The following is a 19,272-nucleotide window of genomic DNA, read 5'->3' as shown; positions in this document are numbered from 1 at the left end:
TGTTAATAATATTATTTTTTACGCTTAGCGCGAGGGTGTGCTTTGTCATACACTTCTGCTAAATGTTGAAAATCTAAATGCGTATAAATTTGTGTAGTGGCTAGGTCAGCATGCCCTAATAAGGTTTGTACTGCTCGTAGATTACCACTGGATTCCAACATGTGCGTTGCAAATGAATGGCGCAATTTGTGAGGATTAACGTGGCTTGGTAATGCCTGCTGTAGTCCCCATTTTTCCATCCGCATTTGCACACTACGCGCTGAAATTCGTTTTTTTTGTTTGGATAAAAAGAGTGCTTTTTCACCGGCTTCCGCAAACTCAGGTCTGATCTTTAACCATAGTTTAATAGTGATAACGGCACTTTTAGTGATAGGTAATAAGCGCTGTTTACTTCCTTTACCGGTGACCATTATCTCTTTTTCCGATAACTTTATATCTTTTAAGTTAATACCCACTAACTCACTTAACCTTAACCCAGAAGAATACATGAGTTCCATCATACAATGATCTCGAATGGTAAGTGGATCATCGCCATCAATATCTAATAGCTGATCCATATCGTCGACACTGATGTTTTTAGGTAGCGGCTTATCTAATTTTGGGGCTGCAACACCTTTAGCGGGATTAAAGGTGAGTTGATCGTTCTTAACTAGGTATTCTAGAAAAGAGCGTAATGCAGAAAGTTTGGTGGCAATGGAGCGTGCTTTAATACCATTTTGATGTAACTGTTTAGCTAATAAGCGTACTTGGTGTGTATCAAGCTGTTGCCATGTTTGTATATTTTGAAGCTTTAATAATGCAATAAACTCATTAAGATGGCGTTGGTAGTTATTGATAGTGACAGGGCTTAAGCCACGTTGGCTAGCAATATGTAATAAATAGCGTTGTGTATCTGGCAATAAGGAGCTCATGGTCAATCCTAGATAATAAAAAAGTGCATAAGCCAATTCTCAAATGAATTAACCGTGCACTTTTTAATATCGTTGTTTTAGCATTACATCATTAGAGTAAATGTTATCGATGGTGCGTTATAAAATAATAACAGAATCTGTTTATATTTGAATTTGCCCATCAAACACAAACTCAGCGGGACCACTCATGCGCACACTTTGTCCTGGCTGCCAAAAAAATCGGAGCTCACCACCGGGTAATTCAATACGACAATGTGTATCTAATTTACCTTGTAATTGACCAACCACAGCTGCCGCACAAGCGCCGGTGCCACAAGCTAAGGTTTCACCTACGCCACGCTCCCATACGCGTAGCTTTGCAAAATCACGGTCTATTATTTGTAAAAAACCAACATTCACTTTGTTTGGAAAGCGTTCATGTACTTCTAGTAAAGGGCCCAATGTTTCAACTGGTGCTGTCTTTATATCATCAACAAGTACAACGCAGTGTGGGTTACCCATTGAAACCACGCCACATAGCACTGTGTGGTCTTCAACACGTAGAATATATGTTTTTTCTTCTTTCTGTGCTTCAAAAGGAACTTTTGCTGGCTCTAAAATAGGCTTGCCCATGTCCACAATAATATTGCCATCTTGTTCTATTTTTAGCTGAATTTTACCCTTTGCAGTACTGACGTTAATCACCCGTTTGTGGGTTAATCCTTTTAATTTAACAAAACGCGCAAAACAACGAGCACCATTACCACATTGTTCTACTTCACTACCATCAGCATTAAAGATGCGGTAATGAAAGTCTAAGTCTGGATCATAGGGAGGTTCAACCATTAATAATTGGTCGAAGCCTATGCCAAAGTTACGATCTGCTAATTTGCAGATCGTCTCTTTAGATAGAAAGACATTTTGCGTGACATTGTTAATAACCATAAAGTCATTACCCAAGCCGTGCATTTTAGAAAATTCAATATTCATCTTCGCTCTACTTTTACCAATAAAACCTATTAAAATAGGGAGTTAAGACTCCCTGAGATAGCGCATAAGTTATAACTAAGGTAAAACATGCTCACCGCGCCATAGCTCAATGTGTTTTTCACGCTGGCGGACAACAAAGGCTTTATCACCATCAACCATTATTTCTGCTGGGCGACAACGCGAGTTGTAATTTGAACTCATGGTTGCACCGTAAGCGCCTGCACTACGGATCACTAAATGATCGCCTTCTGCAATGGTTAGTGGACGATCTTTACCTAAAAAGTCACCGGTTTCACAGATCGGACCAACAATATCGTAAACTCGACTTGGACGTGTTTCAGGATCGTTTAATTTATTATTAAGCGGAATGATATTTTGCCACGCACTGTATAATGCAGGACGAATTAAATCATTCATAGCAGCATCAACAATCGCAAAGTTCTTATGGTCGTTTAATTTTAAGAACTCAACTTTAGTCACTAAAATACCAGCATTGGCCATGATTGCACGGCCTGGTTCGAAAATAAGTTTGAGTTTACGGCCGTTCATACGCTCAATAATAGCGTGCATGTATTGTGCTGGCTGTGGCGGTGTTTCGCCATTATATGGAACGCCTAAGCCGCCCCCTAAATCCAAGTGTTCGATTGTAATACCCTGTGTTGCTAGGCTATCAATTAAGATAAGGAGTTTATCTAATGCTTCTAAGAATGGTTCAATTTCAGTTAGTTGAGAACCAATGTGACAATCTACACCTTTTACTTCCAAGAAAGGCAATTCATTAGCAATATTATAAACCGTCGATGCTTGTTCTATTTCAATACCAAATTTATTTTCTTTTAATCCCGTAGAAATATAAGGGTGCGTACCTGCATCAATATTTGGATTAATTCGAATCGAAATAGGGGCTTTCTTGTTTAAACAGCCAGCGACTTCATTAATACGGTACAACTCAGAGATAGATTCAACATTGAAACAATGGATCCCTGCTTGTAATGCAGTCGATATTTCAATTTCAGTTTTGCCTACACCAGAGAAAACAACTTTTTTAGGGTCTCCGCCGGCTTGAATAACACGCAATAACTCACCAACCGATACAATATCAAACCCTGAACCCAAGCGAGCCATTAGATTAAGTACACCTAGGTTTGAGTTTGCTTTAACTGCGTAACAAATTAAATGAGGATGAGATCCCGCTGCATTATCAAAAGCTTTCCAATGACGCTCAATAGTCGCTCGAGAGTAAACATACGCAGGCGTACCTGATTTCTTGATGATATCTTCAATTGCAGTGTCTTCGACTAATAGACGGCCATCGCTATGGTAATTAAAATGATCCAATTTGAAATCCTTTTGTTGATTCTGTAGTTTATTGGTTATTGTCACTGCCTTCATGCATGTTTTATTGTGAAGTATTTAAGGCATCTGTTGTTTCTGCTTCGGTTGCATTGGTTTGCACTGGTTGTTCTTTAGGTGCAGGTGGCGCTTCTCTATAAAGTGGGCCTTTCATGCCACAACCTATCAATAAACTTGAAAAAAGCAGGGCTATTAACGATAAATTCAGTTTTTTCATACCTTCTCCTAGTTAAATATTTTTAGCCCTCTATAATCGCATTTCATCGGTAAAAAGCAAAGGAGAAGTAAATGACGGATAGCGAATTTCTTGAATTAGCGGATATGTTGTACCAAAAAATCGAAGATAACATTGAAGCATCAGGCGCTGATATAGATTATGACCAAAATGGTGCTTTGCTAACTTTAGAGTTTGAGAATAGAACTAAGTTGATTATTAATCGCCAACAACCATTGCATCAAGTGTGGTTAGCTACATTAGAAAATGGGCATCATTATGATTTTAAGGATGGCTTCTGGATTGATGACCGAAGTGGGGCGGAATTTTTAAGCTTCTTATCTGCTGCGATCACTAAGCAATCAGGTGAAAAAATAATTTTTGAATAGCTTCAAAAACTAATCTGAATCGCTTCTGATTAGTTTTTTGTATTGCATAACGCGAAGGTTGTCATTTAAGTAGTCATTATTAAATCACTATTTTAAATAGTAAAAGCGGTCATTAAATATGTTTAAACTTTTTTTCGGTTACCCTTTTGTTTTCTTGGTGTGCTTTTGGCTCGCCAGTGATGTTGAAATAACAACTTCATTAAAAGCATTTAAGCACAGTCATTTTTCGATTCAATTTCCAAAAGCGAGTTTAAGGGCTGAACAATCAGAACCTTGGTTTGAGTTTTATTGGCCGATGGTTGAGCAAGAGAATGAGCAAAAAAAATATACGATACCTCTAGAGGATAAATAATGAATACAGTTGTCTTTCCAGGATCATTTGATCCCGTTACTAATGGCCACCTTGATCTTATTACTCGTGCGAGTTGTTTAGCTGATCGGGTGATTGTTGCGGTGGCTATCAATAGTAGCAAAAAGCCTTGGTTTGATTTACAAACCCGTTGTAATTTGCTTTTCGAAGCCACTAAACACCTTAATGGTGTCGAGATTGTGCCATTCAACGGTTTGCTGGCGGAGTTTGCAAAAACGCATCAAGCACAGGCATTAATTCGTGGTATTCGTGGTGGGACTGATGCTGATTATGAAATTCAATTGTCGCAAGTAAATCACACCCTCAATCCTGAATTAGAGACTATTTTATTACCTGCGCATGCTCGAACTGCTTTTATATCTTCAACCATCGTTAAAGAAGTCTTTAAACATCAAGGTGATATTAGCTTATTAGCACCAGCATGTGTGCAACAAGCATTTATCGACCAACAGTAAAAACGCTGTTATTTTTCTAAAAGTCCCAACTAGAATCAGCTCATTTGGGACTTTTATCTCTTTTTGTATCATTTCTCTATGACAATGCTGTTAAGCATTGTCATAGTTGCATACACTGCTTCTAGCTATACCAATTCCGCTAGTTGATTAATATTGTTGGTAAAAATGCATCACTTCTGCCTTAAGTTGATTCATTTTCTCTGCTCTATATTTGATCGCATACTCAGGCATATTGGTATTATAAAAATTAAACCAGAGACCTTTGTAATGACAAAGGTCTCTTCTGTTTTAATCAGGTTCTGAAAATTACTTATCGTGCTGGTGGTCGACCCCATCTTCAATAGTAGATAGTAAACACCAAGTCACTTGATACATAAAAAAGGAATGATTATGAGAACAAGCGTTAAGCCGATCATATTGGCCACTCTTTTCAGTGCTGCTCTTTGGGGATGTGCTTCTGCTCCACAACAACAATGGCAAGCCGATAAAAGCTACGATTTAACCGTACTACATACTAACGATCATCATGGTCGCTTTTGGCAAAATCGCCATGGCGAGTATGGTATGGCTGCGCGTAAAACCTTAATTGATCAAATTCGTCAAGAAGTTGAAGGGGCAGGAGGTAGTGTTTTATTACTCTCGGGCGGTGATATCAACACAGGAGTACCAGAGTCTGACTTACAAGATGCAGAGCCAGATTTTAAAGGCATGAGTATGATTGGTTATGATGCAATGGCATTAGGTAACCATGAATTTGATAATCCGTTATCTGTACTTGAAAAACAGGGACAGTGGGCAAACTTCCCAATGCTGTCGGCGAATATCTATAATAAAAAAACAGGTCAGCGTTTATTCCAGCCTTATCAGGTTTTTGTTAAACAAGGAGTAAAGATCGCAGTTATAGGGTTAACAACAGAAGACACGGCTAAAATTGGTAATCCAGAATACATTAGCGGTATTGACTTTCGTGACCCAAAAATAGAAGCCGCTAAGGTTATCGTTGAACTTGAAAAAAATGAACAACCCGATTTGATTTTTGCTGTCACGCATATGGGGCATTATCAAGATGCAGGCTTTGGTGTTAATGCACCTGGAGATGTCACTCTTGCTCGTTCATTACCAGCAGGTGCACTTGATATGATCGTGGGTGGGCACTCACAAGAGCCTGTCTGTATGGAGAGTGTGAATGTTGCTAATAGTCAATTTAAACCCGGTGACGACTGTGTACCAGACAAACAAAATGGTACCTACATTGTCCAAGCTCATGAGTGGGGTAAATATGTTGGACGCGCAGATTATAAATTTAAAAACGGCGAACTAGCATTAGTCAGTTACCGCTTAATTCCTGTTAATTTAGTGAAAAAAGTAAAAGTGGATGGCGAATCAAAACGTGTTTTGATTCAATCACAGATCACACAAGATCCAGCACTTTTAGCATTTTTGGCTCCTTACCAAGAAAAAGGTCAGGTTGAGTTGAATAACCAAGTAGCCGAAATTAATGGCAAACTTGAAGGTGACCGTAATGTGGTACGTTTTAAACAAACCAACCTTGGTCGATTAATTGCTAAAGCACATAAAGAAAGAGCTAAGGCAGATTTTAGTGTGATGAATTCTGGTGGTGTGCGTGATTCAATCGAAGCGGGTAGCGTTACCTATAAAGATGTTTTAAAAGTACAACCTTTTGCAAATCAATTAACGTACGTTGATATGAAAGGTGCTGAAGTCATAGAATATCTTAATGCAGTTGCAACTAAACCTGTTGATACAGGCGCCTATGCTCAATTCTATGGCATTAGTATGGTTGTTAGTAAGACCTCTGTAAGTGAAGTGAAAATCCACGGAAAAGCCATTGATTTAATGCAAACGTATCGCTTCACCATTCCAAGTTTTAATGCAGCTGGTGGTGATGGGTACCCTAAAATTACAGATCATTCAGGCTTTGTAAATACTGGATTTGTAGATGCTGAGGTATTAAAAGATTATCTTGAGTCACATACACCTTTAAACGTTTCGGATTATGATGCTGCAGGTGAAATTAATTATAAATAATCTATTCAGATAGATAATAAAAGGCCTTGTTGCATAGCTTAATTATTTACAGGAGCTGCAACAAGCCTTTATTTTTTTAATGTTGGCAGTGACTACAATAGACACTGTTTCTGGCTGCTAATTTCACTGATGTTAATGGCTTATCACAGCTGGGACATAATTCCCCTGTTTTACCGTATACATGTAATGTTTGTTGAAAATAGCCTGGTTTACCATCTCCTCCAACAAAGTCTTTTAATGTTGTTCCACCTTGTTTAATTGCTTCTTCTAATATTTTTTTAATGGCAATAACTAATCGTTGATAACGCTTTAAACTAATATTATTGGCCGCTCTAATGGGGCTTATTTTTGCATTAAATAAGGCTTCCGTTGCGTAAATATTACCTACACCAGTCACCACTTTTTGTTCCATAATAAATTGCTTAACCGGTATTTTTCTATTTTTAGCTTGCTCATAAAGCATTTCTGCCGTGAACTCCTCGGACAATGGTTCTGGACCTAGTATGCTTAATAAAGGACATTCTTGTGGTGCTTCGCCTAACCATAAAATGGCACCAAAGCGTCTGGGATCGGTATAGCGCAATAAACAATGCTGAAACTCAAAATCAACATGGTCATGTTTTTGAGGCTCGTCACCCAATTTGCAAATACGCAAACTACCAGACATACCAAGGTGGATCAGTAAGGTGCCATTTTCAAAGCGTAGCAATAGATATTTAGCTCGTCGGTCTACTGCTAGTAAAACTCTATTTCTTAATAGGACTAATAAGTTACTAGGAATTGGCCAACGTAATTGATGATGGCGGAGTATCACACCACATATTTTTTGATCAACAATATGTGGGCTAATGCCTCGACGACTAGTTTCTACCTCTGGTAATTCTGGCATTTTGATCTCGTTATTAAATAAAATTAATTAAAACCCTAGATTCGCATAATAAGTGCAATTAATAAAATTAGTTAATGCTAAAAGGAAATAATATGAAGAATATTCCTACTTGGGCGATCGTAATGATTGGGTTGGTGTTTAATATATCATCCGCATTAGTGACACATTTTTTTATTGAAGAAAAAAACGAAAAGTTATCCGCACTTAATATGCGTGCTTCTGAAAACAGTAATCAAATTGAATTGTTGTGGTCTCAAATGGAAGCCATTGAACAAAAAAGAGATACCTTATTATTGTTAACTCAACAGGGGGAAATTAAACCTTCTCTGATACCTGTATTATCTTCTATTTTTTCCGCTCATCTACAACGTAAACTTAGCATCATAGAATTAAATGATTTTCAGTTTGTAAATAAAGAAATCAATCAATACCAGCACCTTATAAGAGAGCAGATCGATCAACGCTTTTTAACCAATCTAGATTATAAAGAGAGAGAAGGTGCATATAAAAAATCTATATCGAGTTTACGAAATTGGTCTATTTTTTTACAAATGATCGGTCTATCACTGATACTTGCACGAGATTTAAGCCGTAAATCATAATTAATTAAGTTTCGAATTTAATTAAAAATACAGTCAATTTTTTTACTAGAAGGCTACTGACCTAAAAATTGTGCTAGCTGTTTAGCAGGCAATGACAGAAAAAGCTGTTCATCGACTTGTAAAATATACTGGTCATCTTGCTGCTGGTGGAGTTGCACAATAATCGGTTGTATCTGTTCAGCGACAAAAAATTTAATAATAAAGCTTGAAGTAGGTAAGCTTTGGAGCGTTAACACATCAAGAGGAACTGTTTGCCAGTTATTCACTATCTTCTGCAGTTGTTCACTGGAAATGCCTCTATTGGGCTTACTTTGCCAATTTCGGCCTACACGAGTTATCACATAATCAGGAGTGTCAATTTCTACAATGGTTAAGTCATTAGCAATGACATGACGCTGCGATGTTTTGGAAGATAAACGTAATTCTTGGCTGAAGTTAAAGATGAAGATGATCAGCAAAACACCAAAAATAAGTACATTATTCCAGCCTTTTTTGGATAAACGCATGCTAATTCCTTTTTTGTAGGTATAAAAAAACCCAGTATAAACTGGGTTTTTTTAAGGTTAAATCAAAATTACTTGATTTTACCTTCTTTGTAGATAACGTGTTTACGTACTACAGGGTCAAACTTTTTGATTTCAAACTTTTCAGGCATGTTCTTTTTATTTTTATCAGTAGTATAAAAATGACCAGTGCCAGCGCTTGAATTTAAACGAATTTTATCACGCATTTGTAAGCTCCTTAAACTTTAACGCCATTAGCACGGATATCAGTTAAAACTGAATCAATACCTTTTTTGTCGATGATACGCATACCTTTAGTAGTTAGGCGTAATTTAACAAAACGGTTCTCACTCTCAACCCAAAAACGGTGTGTTTGTAGGTTAGGTAAGAAACGACGTCGTGTACGGTTCTTCGCGTGTGATACATTGTTACCAACAGCTGGACGCTTGCCTGTAACTTGACATACTCTAGACATGTCGAAATCTCCAAAAATATTAGTTTTACTCGAGCAAAATAGTCGAACACCTTTTTTAGCCGTCGCCAAAGGCGTCGAGGGCGCATTTTATACATGATTGAGATTAAAAGATCAACAATTGTGACAATAAATGCTTTAAATCCACCCTTTTTCCGCAAATGAGGTGTATTTTCCATCACCAATGATGAAATGGTCCAATATTTTAACATCAATTAATTGCAGTGTATTCACTAGTTTTTCAGTTATTTTTTTATCTGATTCACTAGCCGTTGGATCACCTGAAGGATGGTTATGGACTAAAATGACGGCTGCAGCATTTTCCTGCAATACTTTTTGCACGATAACACGTGGATGTACATTGGCACTATTGATCGTTCCAAAGAAAAATTCGTGAAAGCGAATAACTCGATGTTGGCTATCTAATAATAATGCGGCGAAGACTTCATAGGGGTAATCCCGCATTTTTGCATTTAAAAATTGTTGTGTTTGTGCCGCGCTGGTTAAAGGGTCTCCTTTCATCAAAGGTTCTTGTAAATAACGACGTGACATTTCTAGTACGGCCTGCAATTGTACATATTTAGCTTGCCCTAATCCTTTATGTACACAAAAATCGCTTTCAGAGGCTGAAAATAAAGCGCGCAAAGACCCAAAATCAGTTAATAATTGACGAGATAAAGTAACAACATCGATTCCTTGGCAACCAGTACGCAAAAAAATAGCTAATAATTCACTATCAGTTAAACTATTTGCACCTTGCTGAATTAATTTTTCACGCGGCCTCTCTTGTTTTGGCCATTGTTTTATTGATGTCAAATCTGAATACCTCAATAAAAGATAAGAGCCTTAAATCTAGTTGAAGTTGTCACATATTGCGTAATATTTTTATGCTATTGTAACGCCCATTTTTTTATTATTTTTGTTGAGAAGCTTATGTTGTCAATATTACCCCTTGAAGGGAAAAAGATACTGTTGGGTGTTTGTGGTGGGATTGCTGCTTACAAAAGTGCTGAATTAACCCGTCGTCTGATTGATCAAGGCGCGCAAGTTCGCATTGTAATGACTGCTTCAGCTAAACAGTTTATTACCCCTTTAACAATGCAGGCTGTTTCCGGGCATGTCATTTACGATGATTTGTTAGATCCCCAAGCAGAAGCCGGTATGGGGCACATTGAATTAGCCAAATGGGCTGATTTAATTTTAATTGCCCCAGCCACTGCTAATGCGATTGCTCGTTTACGCGCTGGCATGGCCGATGAGTTGCTTACAACGTTATGTTTAGCGAGTCCATCGCCTATTGCGATTGCTCCTGCCATGAATCAACAGATGTATTTAGCGGCTGCAACCCAAGAAAACTTAAAGGTATTAAAAGCACGTGGGTTACATATATGGGGGCCCGCTCAAGGCTTACAAGCGTGTGGAGATGTTGGTCCTGGTCGCTTACTTGAAGTTCCTGACTTGGTTCAATTATGTTGTGATTTTTTTGCGCCTGCGGATCAATCTTTAGCAGGTGTTAATATTGTGATCACTGCGGGACCAACCCAAGAAGCGATCGATCCTGTGCGTTATATTAGTAATCATAGCTCTGGAAAAATGGGCTTTTCACTGGCGCAGGCTGCGTTAAATATGGGCGCTAATGTGACCGTAATTGCTGGACCAGTTCAATTAACTCTACCTTCTAGTATTAAACGTATAGATGTAAAAAGTGCGATTGATATGCATCAAGCTGCACTTGCTTCAATTGTTGATGCAGATATATTCATTGCTTGTGCTGCAGTGGCTGATTATCGTGCACAGCAAGTCCATGACGAAAAAATGAAGAAGCAAAGTGATACTGACTCAATCACATTAACCTTGGTTAAAAATCCAGATATTATTGCTGATGTGGCGATGGCAGTTAATCGTCCTTTTTGCGTGGGCTTTGCTGCTGAAACAAATGATGTAGAGGCTTATGCATTAGGTAAATTGCAACGTAAAAATTTAGACTTAATTGCTGCTAATGATGTTTCAATAAGTGATCAAGGGTTTAATAGCGATAATAATGCATTGACTGTTTTTTCTAAAAAACAACGTTTTGATATTGCATTAAGCAGCAAGAAAGAAGTTGCTATTCAACTACTTAAAGTTATTAGTGAGCAGTTTAAATCTTCTTCTCAAGACCCTAGTAACGACACAAATTAAACTTACTTGTTGCTAAAACAAGTGATGCGTTTTTTTAGTTTTATCGTAATAGGGCCTAAGTTATATTTCAACATCGTTGAGTTAGACAGAAATTGCAATTCATATAGCTGCCCATCGCTATTGCGCTTTTAGTGGTTTGGCCATAAACATAGCGTAAACTAATGGATTTAATGGCTTTGTTGCACCCATAGTTAATTAGCGTTCAAGCTAATAACCACTAGATGATGCCGTTAGTTTTTAATTATTATAAAAATAGTAGTGACGTGGGGTGAATATTTTTGAGGAAACAGATCGTGGTAAAAGTGGCGTTGTGCATTCAGATAGATAGTTACAAAAAAGATATTGATAATAACAATAAAAAGAAAAGTAAAAATAACAAAGGAAGTTATTAAGATGGTTGCAAAAAACAATAATAAAAAAGCAAACCGAAAGGATGATATTTTAAGTGCGCTAGCTATTATGCTTGAAGGAAAACCGGGTCAACGTATCACAACGGCTAAATTAGCCGCAGAAGTAGGGGTGTCAGAGGCCGCCTTATATCGTCATTTCCCAAGTAAAGCACGCATGTTTGAGGGGTTGATTGACTTCACAGAAAGCGCTATTTTTAGTCATATCAATCTTATCAAAGAGCAAAAGAAAGATACCTTTGTGAGAATTGAACATATTGTGCATTTTTTGTTGGGCTTTGCAGAGCAAAATCCCGGTATTACACGTATTTTAAGTGGTGATGCATTGTTAGGTGAAAATGAACGATTACAACTTCGTATCGAACATGTTTTTTCTAAACTTGAAACCCAATTAAAACAAACGCTTCGCGAGCGTCCTACATCAGATGGTCAAAAATTTGATATGGATGAAGGTGTCTTAGCTAATTTGTTATTGGCTTATATAGAAGGTCGTATTAATCAATTTGTTCGTTCTCAATTTAAACAAAAACCAACTCAACATTTTAAAAGTCAATGGCTGTTTTTTCATAAGCAGTTATTACAAAGTTAATTAGAGGAGTCATACTATGTCACAGGAAGGAAGTGTTGCCTCGGCAGTTGATGCAGTTGCCAATACGATTGAACAAAATGTAGACGTAATAAACAACAGCGTAGAGTGGATTGCAGATAATCAAGAGCTTATTATTGCTTATGGTATGAATATTGTTTTTGCCATTGCAACACTTGTTTTAGGTCTGATGGTTGCTCGTTTTATCGCTGGCACATTACATAAGATTCTAACAAAGCGTAAGTTAGATAGTACGATCGTTGATTTTGTTTCACATATGGTACGTTATGTCATTATTGCATTTGTTGTTATTGCTGCATTAGGGCGAATTGGCGTTGAAACTACCTCCTTTGTAGCGATTATTGGTGCGGCTGGTTTAGCAGTTGGTTTAGCATTGCAGGGCTCTTTATCTAACTTTGCATCGGGCGTTTTGATTATTGCTTTGCGTCCATTTAAAGCTGGGGAATATATCGAAGCTGCAGGTACAGCGGGAGTTGTCGAATCTGTACAGATATTTTCAACAACATTAACTACCGCAGATAATAAGTATGTAGTGGTACCTAATTCAGCTATTTTAGGTGGCAATATAATCAATTATTCTCGTAAGCCTACTCGTCGTATTGATTTAATTATCGGAGTGAGCTATAACGCAGATTTAGCAAAAACAAAAGCCGTTTTAGAAGCTGTTATTAAAGCCAATGATGCGGTTTTAAAGTCTCCTGAACCCCAAGTTGCAGTCGCGGAGTTAGGTGACTCAAGCGTTAATTTAGTGGTTCGCCCATGGGTTAATGGACCTGACTATTGGCCTGTTCGTTTTGAATTGATGGAAGCGATTAAAAACGGCTTAGATGAAGCCGGAATCGAAATACCATTTCCACAGATGGATGTGCATATGGATAAATAGTGAATCACTATTATCAGAATAAAAAACCAGCTTTTTTAGGCTGGTTTTTTGTTTTTAGCGATGTCTATTTATTTGTCTTTCATTATTTTTAGTGTTTTACAATTAGAAATTTGCCATATTTAAGGACTTATATTGTGACCTTGAATATTTGAGAACAATTCATTTTGAGGAGTAATGAGCATATAAGTTTGATCTCGCCTACACTCTTTAATCATGATTCTCTGAATCAAGCTTAAAGTCCACAAAAAATATGTTGTGAATAGATAAGTGGTGTAGTATCTGCAGTAGCTAATTAATCAATAGCCAAATCATCAATAGATAATCCGTCAATAGATAATATCAGTCATTAAATAATGAGATAAAAATTGATAAGGTATAACATTAATAGCTGACAGTTGTTGGCTTAGTTAGTTATATCTAACCATTTATATTTATCCTATAATAAACCTTGATTGTTAAATGAAAAGAGAAATTATGCATAACCCATTCATACAGATTGCAGGATCAAAACGCAGCCTACATGTTCAAGTTGCACGTGAAATTGCACGTAAAATTTTATCTGGTGAAGCGGCTCAAAATGAGATTATTCCAAGTGAAATGGTCCTGTGTGAGCAATTTAGTGTTAGTCGTACAGCTTTGCGTGAAGCCATTAAATTATTAACTTCAAAGGGCTTATTAGAATCTAAACCTAAGGTTGGCACGCGTGTTAAAAGTCGAGACAATTGGAACTTTTTAGATGCTCAATTACTGGATTGGGTTATCGACCTTGGTGATAACGAAATCGTTTACCAAGAGTTTTTAGCGTTAAGAAAAGCCATTGAACCTGAAGCTGCGGCTCTTGCTGCAAAAAATGCAACGGCACAACAAAGAATTTTGTTATCTGCTACTTTTCAACAAATGGATTATATTTCTAAAAACTTCGATGCGCAAAAATGGATGGAAGTGGATATGGAGTTTCATCGTCTTGTTTTCTTATCAACGGGTAATAGCTTCTATTTACCGTTTGCTAACGTCTTATGTACCATGTTTAGAAGTTTTATCAGTCATTCTTCAGAGAAGGGCGGCACTTGTATTGGTGAGCATCGTGCCATTTATTCTGCCATTATGGCTGGTGATGCAGATAAAGCACGCGAAGCAAATGCTATTTTATTGAAAAACACTAATCATCGCCTTCCTACTAGTAATTAATATTACTTAGCTAATATTGCTTAACAAGTAGCGATAGCTGGCTAGTAACGAAGCAAAAAACCGCTGTTAGTTTATGACTAACAGCGGTTTTTTGCTTTGTATTAAGGTACTTAGCAATCGTAATAAATATCCATTGTATATTCTTCATTATTCATAGCTATTAACGCTTCGTGATCGAATCATTAAATATTGCTATAGGCCCAGTCCAGGTAATCGTTTCACCTTTAATGACCACACTATTTTGAGTATGTTTATCTACATCGGTAAGATTACTGACACAAACTTTAATATACTTATTATCAACTAAATTAATATTGATCACCGATGCATTGTTATTTGAATATAACACATCAATGGATACAACTTGTCCACGGGCATTTAGACTCGCTTCTATCGCTTCATTAAAGTAGCCGTGTGTTTCATACACATTGGCAAATAAGTGATTGGCTGCCTTTTGGCGAAGCATTAACATTGGCTCGTTACGTAAGTTGAAATCAGGATCATTTGCCCCAGTACGAGCAAAAATAACTTCACTGTCTTTATTGGCGCTGCTGATTAATGAATAGTAACTATTGCCCATTAACCAAGTGGTTAATGATGAGCCTTCTACTTTACCTTGACCAAGGTTCCAAAGATGTTGGTAACCATAGCCATCACCCACAGTGCTTAAGCTTTTATGTGCTTGATACTCAAAATTAGTACGGATGATTTGTCCGTTATAATGAACTGGGTAATCGTAGCAGTGCTCTTCTTCACTGATCATACGGAATAGATCGATAATAAGCGGTTTTTCAAACTCGGCTGACTCAAGCATGATCACGGTACGTTGTTGGTCAACACCGGTATAGAAATCACGTGCAAAAGCACTCATTGCTTGCAGCTTACCATCGCCTGTTTCATTAGACGCTTTATTAGATAATAGTGTGAAGTGTTTTTCGCCATTATGCTGTTGAGCAATCGCTGTACTACCTTGGTTTTGACTGATTTGATCAACTACTACGGTATTGTGTGCAATAGTTTGTTTACAGTAGCTTTTGTTTTCTGGAATGTAACGACCACCAAATTTAGGCTCGATGTTAACCCAACGACCGTAACCGTAATCATTAATGAATTCTTGATTATTGTTAAACAGACTTAGGTGTAAACCATCAAAATGTCCATGATCCAATGCAGAGTGAAGTTTTGCATCACTGCCATGTTGGCCATACCAAAGTAACGCCATGCTATCATCAGATTTAGCATCACGATGACGTAGAATGGTAACGCCACCGCATTCACCTTCTGCACCATCAGTTAAGTTTAAGCTACCCCAGTTAAAGTTAGGTACCTCTGCATTGTTCTGTAATGCATTCGAAAGGGTTGCACCAGTATTATGAACCCACACATGGGCTTGATGTTTAGCCATAGCCAGTAAGGTTTCATTTTGATCGTAACGGTCAAAACAGATGTTTGTTGCTAACAAAATACCAAGATCTTTAATATCCATGGTACGAGATGAGTCATTTAATGCGGGTAAGGTACCATCTGGGAATGCTGTTGACATAACAGCGTAAGCTGTTGTTTTAATAACCTCATTCTTTAGTTTATAAATGCCGACTTGTGGTTGGCGACGTTCAATTGTTTCTGCAAATAAGAAAATGGGACGTAACGAGAAGCGATGGTAATACGGACCTTCCATGTAGTAACCATCTGGCGAGAATAATTGTGTTAATTGGGCAATAAAACCACCCGAAACGCTATCACCTTTTAAGCCGTATAACGCTTTGTCTACCGTCGCTTGGTCATTGATGGCATAAGCACAAATACCTGCACTCGCCACTGACCAGAGACCGTGGTTATGAATGATATCGAAGTTTTCTGCATAGGTGACCACAAACATCTCAAGCATGACTTTGAATAAGTCATTTTCAATTAACTGTTGTTGATCTTCAGTTAATTTATGGCGAATACAAGAGTAAGCGCATGATGAATATAACATCCACATATTTTCGTTTAATGTTTGGTGAAACAAACGACCTGGTTTATTTGAGTCACGGCTAATGTTGAGCTCACGGTGTTTATAAACCTTTGCATATTCAACCAACATAGTTGTTGCGTAATCAAGGTAGCGTTTATCTTCAGTGATCAGGTATAAACGACCCGCCAAATCTAAATGAATGTAATTTTGCTTATGACGGTTATGTTCGTAACCGCCTGCTTCACCGTGTCCAGGAATTTCGATACCCATCGGCATGTAAGCTTCAAGTGTTTTAATCTCTTCTGCAATAGAACGACCAATCAGTGAGTCAGAGCCTACGTATTGACGTAAGTCAGCTGCTTGTTCATAGCTCATTAGTAATGGTTGGTAACTCATGATTAAACCTCTTTACTTTTTACAGCAACAAAACCTTGGAAGCTGTATGTTTGATTATTAAATTCGATAGTGGTTTGGCTGTCTGCTGTTACATGATGGTCATTATTAATCATCACGGTTAATGCAATACCTTCTCCGATGATATCGACAACGGTCGCTTGCTCATTAAAGCCAATAATATTAATAGTGTGAATTTTTCCCCGTGCATCTAAGCTTGCTTCGATTGCTTCATTAAAGTAACCGTGTGTTTCGATTACGTTAGCAAATAAGCTGTTTTTAGCGTTCTTACGGCGAAGTATTAAGCTGGTTTCGCTACGTAAGTTAAATGACGGATCGTTAGCGCCTGTGCGTGTGAAGTAAACCGTATCATCGCTTGATGCTGCACCTAACCATGTGTAGTAACTGCTACCTTGTAACCAGCTAACTAAGGTAGTGTCTTGTGCTGGACCTTCGCTTTCATTCCATAAATGTTGGTAGCCTGCATCATCACCCATTGGGTTTAAAGCTACGTGTTGTTTATGTTCAATATTGGTGCGAATGATTTGGCCTCGGTATTGTAACGAGTAATCGTATTGATGTGCTTTTTCACTGCTTAGGCGGAATAAATCGATAAGTAGTGGCTGTGCTAATTGCTCATTCTCAACTAATACTAATGAACGTTGTTGCTCAACACCCGGATAAAAGTCATCAGCATAAGCACTCATTGCTTGTACTTTACCTTTACCAACAAAGAAATGAGGAATACCGTGTTTGCTATCCGCTGTATCAACATCAAAGTTGTTTTGACAACTTGCATCAATAGACACTAAGTTGTGAGCAATCGTTTGGCGCGCATAAGATTTATTTTCATCTAAGTAACGACCACCGAACTTAGGCTCGATATTAACCCAACGACCGAAACCATAATCACGCAGCACTTCTTGGTTGTTATTGAAGTAAGTCATGCCTAGCGTATCAAAGTGACCGTGGCCCATACCATGTTGTCCGTAGTTCATTACTAATTGACTGATGTCACCAGTCGCAGTTTGCATGCGAATAAAACCTTGTGCACCTTTATCACCATCAGGGCCTTCGCTTAATTCAACGCTTGGTAAACAAGGTAATTCAACTGAGTCCTGTGCTTCGTATGCTTGTGATAACGCAGCTCCACAACCGCTCACCCAGATTTGATCTTGAATTTTAGCAATACCAAAAAGGTTTTTATCTTCAGAATAATGTTTTGCATATAAACTCACAGCAATCACTACACCTTCATCTTTAATATCCATACTTTTCGATGAATCATTTAATGATGGAAACACACCGTTTGGATAAGCCGTCGATAATAATGATTGAATGGTTTTACCAATCACTTGACCTTTAAAGTTAAATATATCCAACTCTGGACGGTATCGTTGAGTTAATTCAGCTAATAAACATAAAGGACGAATAGCATATCGATGATAATAAGGACCTTCGATATAATAACCTGAAGGTGAAAATAAATTGCTTAGCTGTGCAAGGAAGCCTCCTTGTATGTCATCGCCAGCTAAACCATGTAAAGCCAAATCAATATATTTATCTTGTTCAATTGCTACGCCACATACAGCTGTTGCAGCCACTGCCCAAACACCGTGGTTATGAATGCGATCAAAATCAAAGTCATATCTAACCGTTGCAACTTCTAGCATGGGTTCAAATAATTGTTCAACAATGTGTTTGCGCTGTGCTTCGGTTAACCAGTGTTTAATGCAGCTGTAACCTAAGCTCGAATATAATAACCAGACATGTTCATTTAACATTTGGTGAAACAAGCGCCCTGGTGGATTAGTGTTTCTTTGTACTTGAAACCCTAGTGCTAGATATTTATGTGCATATTGAGTTAAGAGGTCTGCTGTAAATTGTGCATATTTTTCTTCACCAGTGATCAAAAATAAACGACCTGCTTGATCAATATACTTGTAATTCTGTTGATGTTTATTATGTGCGTAACCGCCAGCAGGGCTGTGCCCTGGTACGTCTATTGGTTGTGTAAGATAGTTATCTGTGTCGATAATAAGTGCATCAAGGCTGCGGCCCATTAAGCTTTGCTTGCCAAGTTGTTGTTGGATTGCTTTGATTTCTTGTTGGTCCATAAGCACTGCGTTGACGTTGCTAGACATTATTACCTCATTGCATATTTAAGTAAAAAATTCATGTTATAAAGTAATACAAATAAGATTTTAAATCACAAGTTTTTTTTGTTTTTAAGAATGAGATCTCTATTTTTACACTTTTAAATGTATAACGGTCACCGTAAAATTATTATTAATTCTCTTTCTTTAAATTTTTTTGCTACTTATTTTCAATGGGTTGGTTATAAATTTTATAGATGTATTTAATTGGCTGATTAAACTTTTATAATTTAGTCTATTTTATCTTTTTGATCTTAAAGTGTTTATTTTAATTGTCATATTCGCAGATGATCTGGATCACACATAGTGTCTTTTTGTATTACA

At 37.6% G+C, this 19,272-nt stretch carries 20 protein-coding genes; 9 read left to right on the top strand and 11 right to left on the bottom strand.

Features of this window, described 5'->3' with window-relative positions; genetic code table 11:
- Positions 1–11: 11 nt before the first annotated feature.
- The 4 genes from xerC to lptM form a co-directional block, all read right to left on the bottom strand.
- Positions 12–911 carry a tyrosine recombinase XerC gene (gene xerC / locus H5084_RS10010; protein ID WP_182690358.1) on the bottom strand — a complete coding sequence of 300 codons (900 nt, stop codon included), beginning with the start codon at positions 909–911 and terminating at the stop codon, positions 12–14.
- 141 nt (positions 912–1,052) lie between these two features.
- Positions 1,053–1,880, bottom strand: a complete 828-nt coding sequence (gene dapF / locus H5084_RS10005) for a diaminopimelate epimerase (RefSeq protein WP_182690357.1) — start codon at positions 1,878–1,880, stop codon at positions 1,053–1,055.
- Positions 1,881–1,955: 75 nt separating this feature from the next.
- Positions 1,956–3,218: a diaminopimelate decarboxylase gene (gene lysA / locus H5084_RS10000; protein WP_182690356.1), complete on the bottom strand. Its 1,263-nt coding sequence runs from the start codon at positions 3,216–3,218 to the stop codon at positions 1,956–1,958.
- Between the two features lie 61 nt (positions 3,219–3,279).
- Positions 3,280–3,450 (bottom strand): LPS translocon maturation chaperone LptM, encoded by a 171-nt coding sequence (lptM, locus tag H5084_RS09995; protein ID WP_156916131.1) that lies wholly within the window; start codon positions 3,448–3,450, stop codon positions 3,280–3,282.
- 71 nt (positions 3,451–3,521) lie between these two features.
- Between lptM and cyaY the strand changes: the two genes are divergently transcribed.
- The 4 genes from cyaY (at position 3,522) to ushA (ending at position 6,710) form a co-directional block, all read left to right on the top strand.
- Positions 3,522–3,836 (top strand): iron donor protein CyaY, encoded by a 315-nt coding sequence (gene cyaY / locus H5084_RS09990; protein WP_028869444.1) that lies wholly within the window; start codon positions 3,522–3,524, stop codon positions 3,834–3,836.
- Between the two features lie 118 nt (positions 3,837–3,954).
- Positions 3,955–4,188: a hypothetical protein gene (locus H5084_RS09985; protein ID WP_028869445.1), complete on the top strand. Its 234-nt coding sequence runs from the start codon at positions 3,955–3,957 to the stop codon at positions 4,186–4,188.
- Complete coding sequence (gene coaD / locus H5084_RS09980) at positions 4,188–4,661, top strand: pantetheine-phosphate adenylyltransferase (RefSeq protein WP_028869446.1); 474 nt, start codon at positions 4,188–4,190, stop codon at positions 4,659–4,661. Before H5084_RS09985 ends, coaD begins: the two co-directional genes overlap by 1 nt.
- Before the next feature lie 390 nt (positions 4,662–5,051).
- Positions 5,052–6,710 (top strand): bifunctional UDP-sugar hydrolase/5'-nucleotidase UshA, encoded by a 1,659-nt coding sequence (gene ushA, locus H5084_RS09975; RefSeq protein ID WP_220485942.1) that lies wholly within the window; start codon positions 5,052–5,054, stop codon positions 6,708–6,710.
- A gap of 76 nt (positions 6,711–6,786) precedes the next feature.
- On the opposite strand, the gene mutM is transcribed toward ushA, so the two are convergent.
- Entirely contained in the window at positions 6,787–7,599 is an 813-nt protein-coding gene (gene mutM, locus H5084_RS09970; RefSeq protein WP_182690354.1) for a bifunctional DNA-formamidopyrimidine glycosylase/DNA-(apurinic or apyrimidinic site) lyase, read from the bottom strand.
- Between the two features lie 92 nt (positions 7,600–7,691).
- Between mutM and H5084_RS09965 the strand changes: the two genes are divergently transcribed.
- Positions 7,692–8,201: a hypothetical protein gene (locus H5084_RS09965; protein ID WP_028869449.1), complete on the top strand. Its 510-nt coding sequence runs from the start codon at positions 7,692–7,694 to the stop codon at positions 8,199–8,201.
- 53 nt (positions 8,202–8,254) lie between these two features.
- Here H5084_RS09965 and H5084_RS09960 read toward each other — a convergent pair whose 3' ends face one another.
- The 4 genes from H5084_RS09960 to radC form a co-directional block, all read right to left on the bottom strand.
- Complete coding sequence (locus H5084_RS09960; RefSeq protein WP_182690353.1) at positions 8,255–8,707, bottom strand: hypothetical protein; 453 nt, start codon at positions 8,705–8,707, stop codon at positions 8,255–8,257.
- Positions 8,708–8,775: 68 nt separating this feature from the next.
- On the bottom strand, positions 8,776–8,931 hold the full coding sequence (gene rpmG, locus H5084_RS09955) for a 50S ribosomal protein L33 (RefSeq protein ID WP_025562982.1): 156 nt from the start codon (positions 8,929–8,931) through the stop codon (positions 8,776–8,778).
- Positions 8,932–8,942: 11 nt separating this feature from the next.
- Entirely contained in the window at positions 8,943–9,179 is a 237-nt protein-coding gene (rpmB, locus tag H5084_RS09950; protein ID WP_028869451.1) for a 50S ribosomal protein L28, read from the bottom strand.
- Positions 9,180–9,314: 135 nt separating this feature from the next.
- Positions 9,315–9,992, bottom strand: a complete 678-nt coding sequence (gene radC / locus H5084_RS09945; protein WP_182690352.1) for a RadC family protein — start codon at positions 9,990–9,992, stop codon at positions 9,315–9,317.
- Positions 9,993–10,109: 117 nt separating this feature from the next.
- Here radC and coaBC point away from each other — a divergent pair, with 117 nt between their 5' ends.
- The 4 genes from coaBC (at position 10,110) to H5084_RS09925 (ending at position 14,442) form a co-directional block, all read left to right on the top strand.
- The gene (gene coaBC / locus H5084_RS09940) at positions 10,110–11,357 is read left to right on the top strand and encodes a bifunctional phosphopantothenoylcysteine decarboxylase/phosphopantothenate--cysteine ligase CoaBC (protein WP_028869453.1); all 1,248 of its coding nucleotides are present in this window, start codon (positions 10,110–10,112) and stop codon (positions 11,355–11,357) included.
- Positions 11,358–11,750: 393 nt separating this feature from the next.
- Positions 11,751–12,353, top strand: coding sequence for a nucleoid occlusion factor SlmA (gene slmA / locus H5084_RS09935; protein ID WP_028869454.1), 603 nt, complete (start codon positions 11,751–11,753; stop codon positions 12,351–12,353).
- Between the two features lie 88 nt (positions 12,354–12,441).
- The gene (gene mscS, locus H5084_RS09930) at positions 12,442–13,254 is read left to right on the top strand and encodes a small-conductance mechanosensitive channel MscS (RefSeq protein WP_310735748.1); all 813 of its coding nucleotides are present in this window, start codon (positions 12,442–12,444) and stop codon (positions 13,252–13,254) included.
- Positions 13,255–13,728: 474 nt separating this feature from the next.
- Positions 13,729–14,442: a FadR/GntR family transcriptional regulator gene (locus tag H5084_RS09925; RefSeq protein ID WP_028869456.1), complete on the top strand. Its 714-nt coding sequence runs from the start codon at positions 13,729–13,731 to the stop codon at positions 14,440–14,442.
- Positions 14,443–14,602: 160 nt separating this feature from the next.
- On the opposite strand, the gene H5084_RS09920 is transcribed toward H5084_RS09925, so the two are convergent.
- Together H5084_RS09920 and H5084_RS09915 are read right to left on the bottom strand one after the other, a co-directional pair.
- Positions 14,603–16,795 carry a heparinase II/III family protein gene (locus H5084_RS09920; protein WP_182690350.1) on the bottom strand — a complete coding sequence of 731 codons (2,193 nt, stop codon included), beginning with the start codon at positions 16,793–16,795 and terminating at the stop codon, positions 14,603–14,605.
- 2 nt (positions 16,796–16,797) lie between these two features.
- Positions 16,798–18,936 carry a heparinase II/III family protein gene (locus tag H5084_RS09915; protein ID WP_182690349.1) on the bottom strand — a complete coding sequence of 713 codons (2,139 nt, stop codon included), beginning with the start codon at positions 18,934–18,936 and terminating at the stop codon, positions 16,798–16,800.
- Positions 18,937–19,272 lie beyond the last annotated feature (336 nt).

Source organism: Psychromonas sp. SR45-3 (assembly GCF_014163575.1).
In the GTDB taxonomy this organism is placed as follows: domain Bacteria; phylum Pseudomonadota; class Gammaproteobacteria; order Enterobacterales; family Psychromonadaceae; genus Psychromonas; species Psychromonas arctica.
Note: the sequence above shows the minus strand (reverse complement) of the source record. Positions and strands in the feature narration are given on the sequence as shown.

What these genes read in the sequence shown, in the direction of transcription:
- xerC (WP_182690358.1), bottom strand. Translation starts at nt 911, where the DNA reads ATGAGCTCCTTATTGCCAGATACACAACGCTATTTATTACATATTGCT.
- dapF (WP_182690357.1), bottom strand. Translation starts at nt 1,880, where the DNA reads ATGAATATTGAATTTTCTAAAATGCACGGCTTGGGTAATGACTTTATG.
- lptM (WP_156916131.1), bottom strand. Translation starts at nt 3,450, where the DNA reads ATGAAAAAACTGAATTTATCGTTAATAGCCCTGCTTTTTTCAAGTTTA.
- cyaY (WP_028869444.1), top strand. Translation starts at nt 3,522, where the DNA reads ATGACGGATAGCGAATTTCTTGAATTAGCGGATATGTTGTACCAAAAA.
- H5084_RS09985 (WP_028869445.1), top strand. Translation starts at nt 3,955, where the DNA reads ATGTTTAAACTTTTTTTCGGTTACCCTTTTGTTTTCTTGGTGTGCTTT.
- coaD (WP_028869446.1), top strand. Translation starts at nt 4,188, where the DNA reads ATGAATACAGTTGTCTTTCCAGGATCATTTGATCCCGTTACTAATGGC.
- ushA (WP_220485942.1), top strand. Translation starts at nt 5,052, where the DNA reads ATGAGAACAAGCGTTAAGCCGATCATATTGGCCACTCTTTTCAGTGCT.
- mutM (WP_182690354.1), bottom strand. Translation starts at nt 7,599, where the DNA reads ATGCCAGAATTACCAGAGGTAGAAACTAGTCGTCGAGGCATTAGCCCA.
- H5084_RS09965 (WP_028869449.1), top strand. Translation starts at nt 7,692, where the DNA reads ATGAAGAATATTCCTACTTGGGCGATCGTAATGATTGGGTTGGTGTTT.
- H5084_RS09960 (WP_182690353.1), bottom strand. Translation starts at nt 8,707, where the DNA reads ATGCGTTTATCCAAAAAAGGCTGGAATAATGTACTTATTTTTGGTGTT.
- rpmG (WP_025562982.1), bottom strand. Translation starts at nt 8,931, where the DNA reads ATGCGTGATAAAATTCGTTTAAATTCAAGCGCTGGCACTGGTCATTTT.
- rpmB (WP_028869451.1), bottom strand. Translation starts at nt 9,179, where the DNA reads ATGTCTAGAGTATGTCAAGTTACAGGCAAGCGTCCAGCTGTTGGTAAC.
- coaBC (WP_028869453.1), top strand. Translation starts at nt 10,110, where the DNA reads ATGTTGTCAATATTACCCCTTGAAGGGAAAAAGATACTGTTGGGTGTT.
- slmA (WP_028869454.1), top strand. Translation starts at nt 11,751, where the DNA reads ATGGTTGCAAAAAACAATAATAAAAAAGCAAACCGAAAGGATGATATT.
- H5084_RS09925 (WP_028869456.1), top strand. Translation starts at nt 13,729, where the DNA reads ATGCATAACCCATTCATACAGATTGCAGGATCAAAACGCAGCCTACAT.
- H5084_RS09920 (WP_182690350.1), bottom strand. Translation starts at nt 16,795, where the DNA reads ATGAGTTACCAACCATTACTAATGAGCTATGAACAAGCAGCTGACTTA.
- H5084_RS09915 (WP_182690349.1), bottom strand. Translation starts at nt 18,936, where the DNA reads ATGTCTAGCAACGTCAACGCAGTGCTTATGGACCAACAAGAAATCAAA.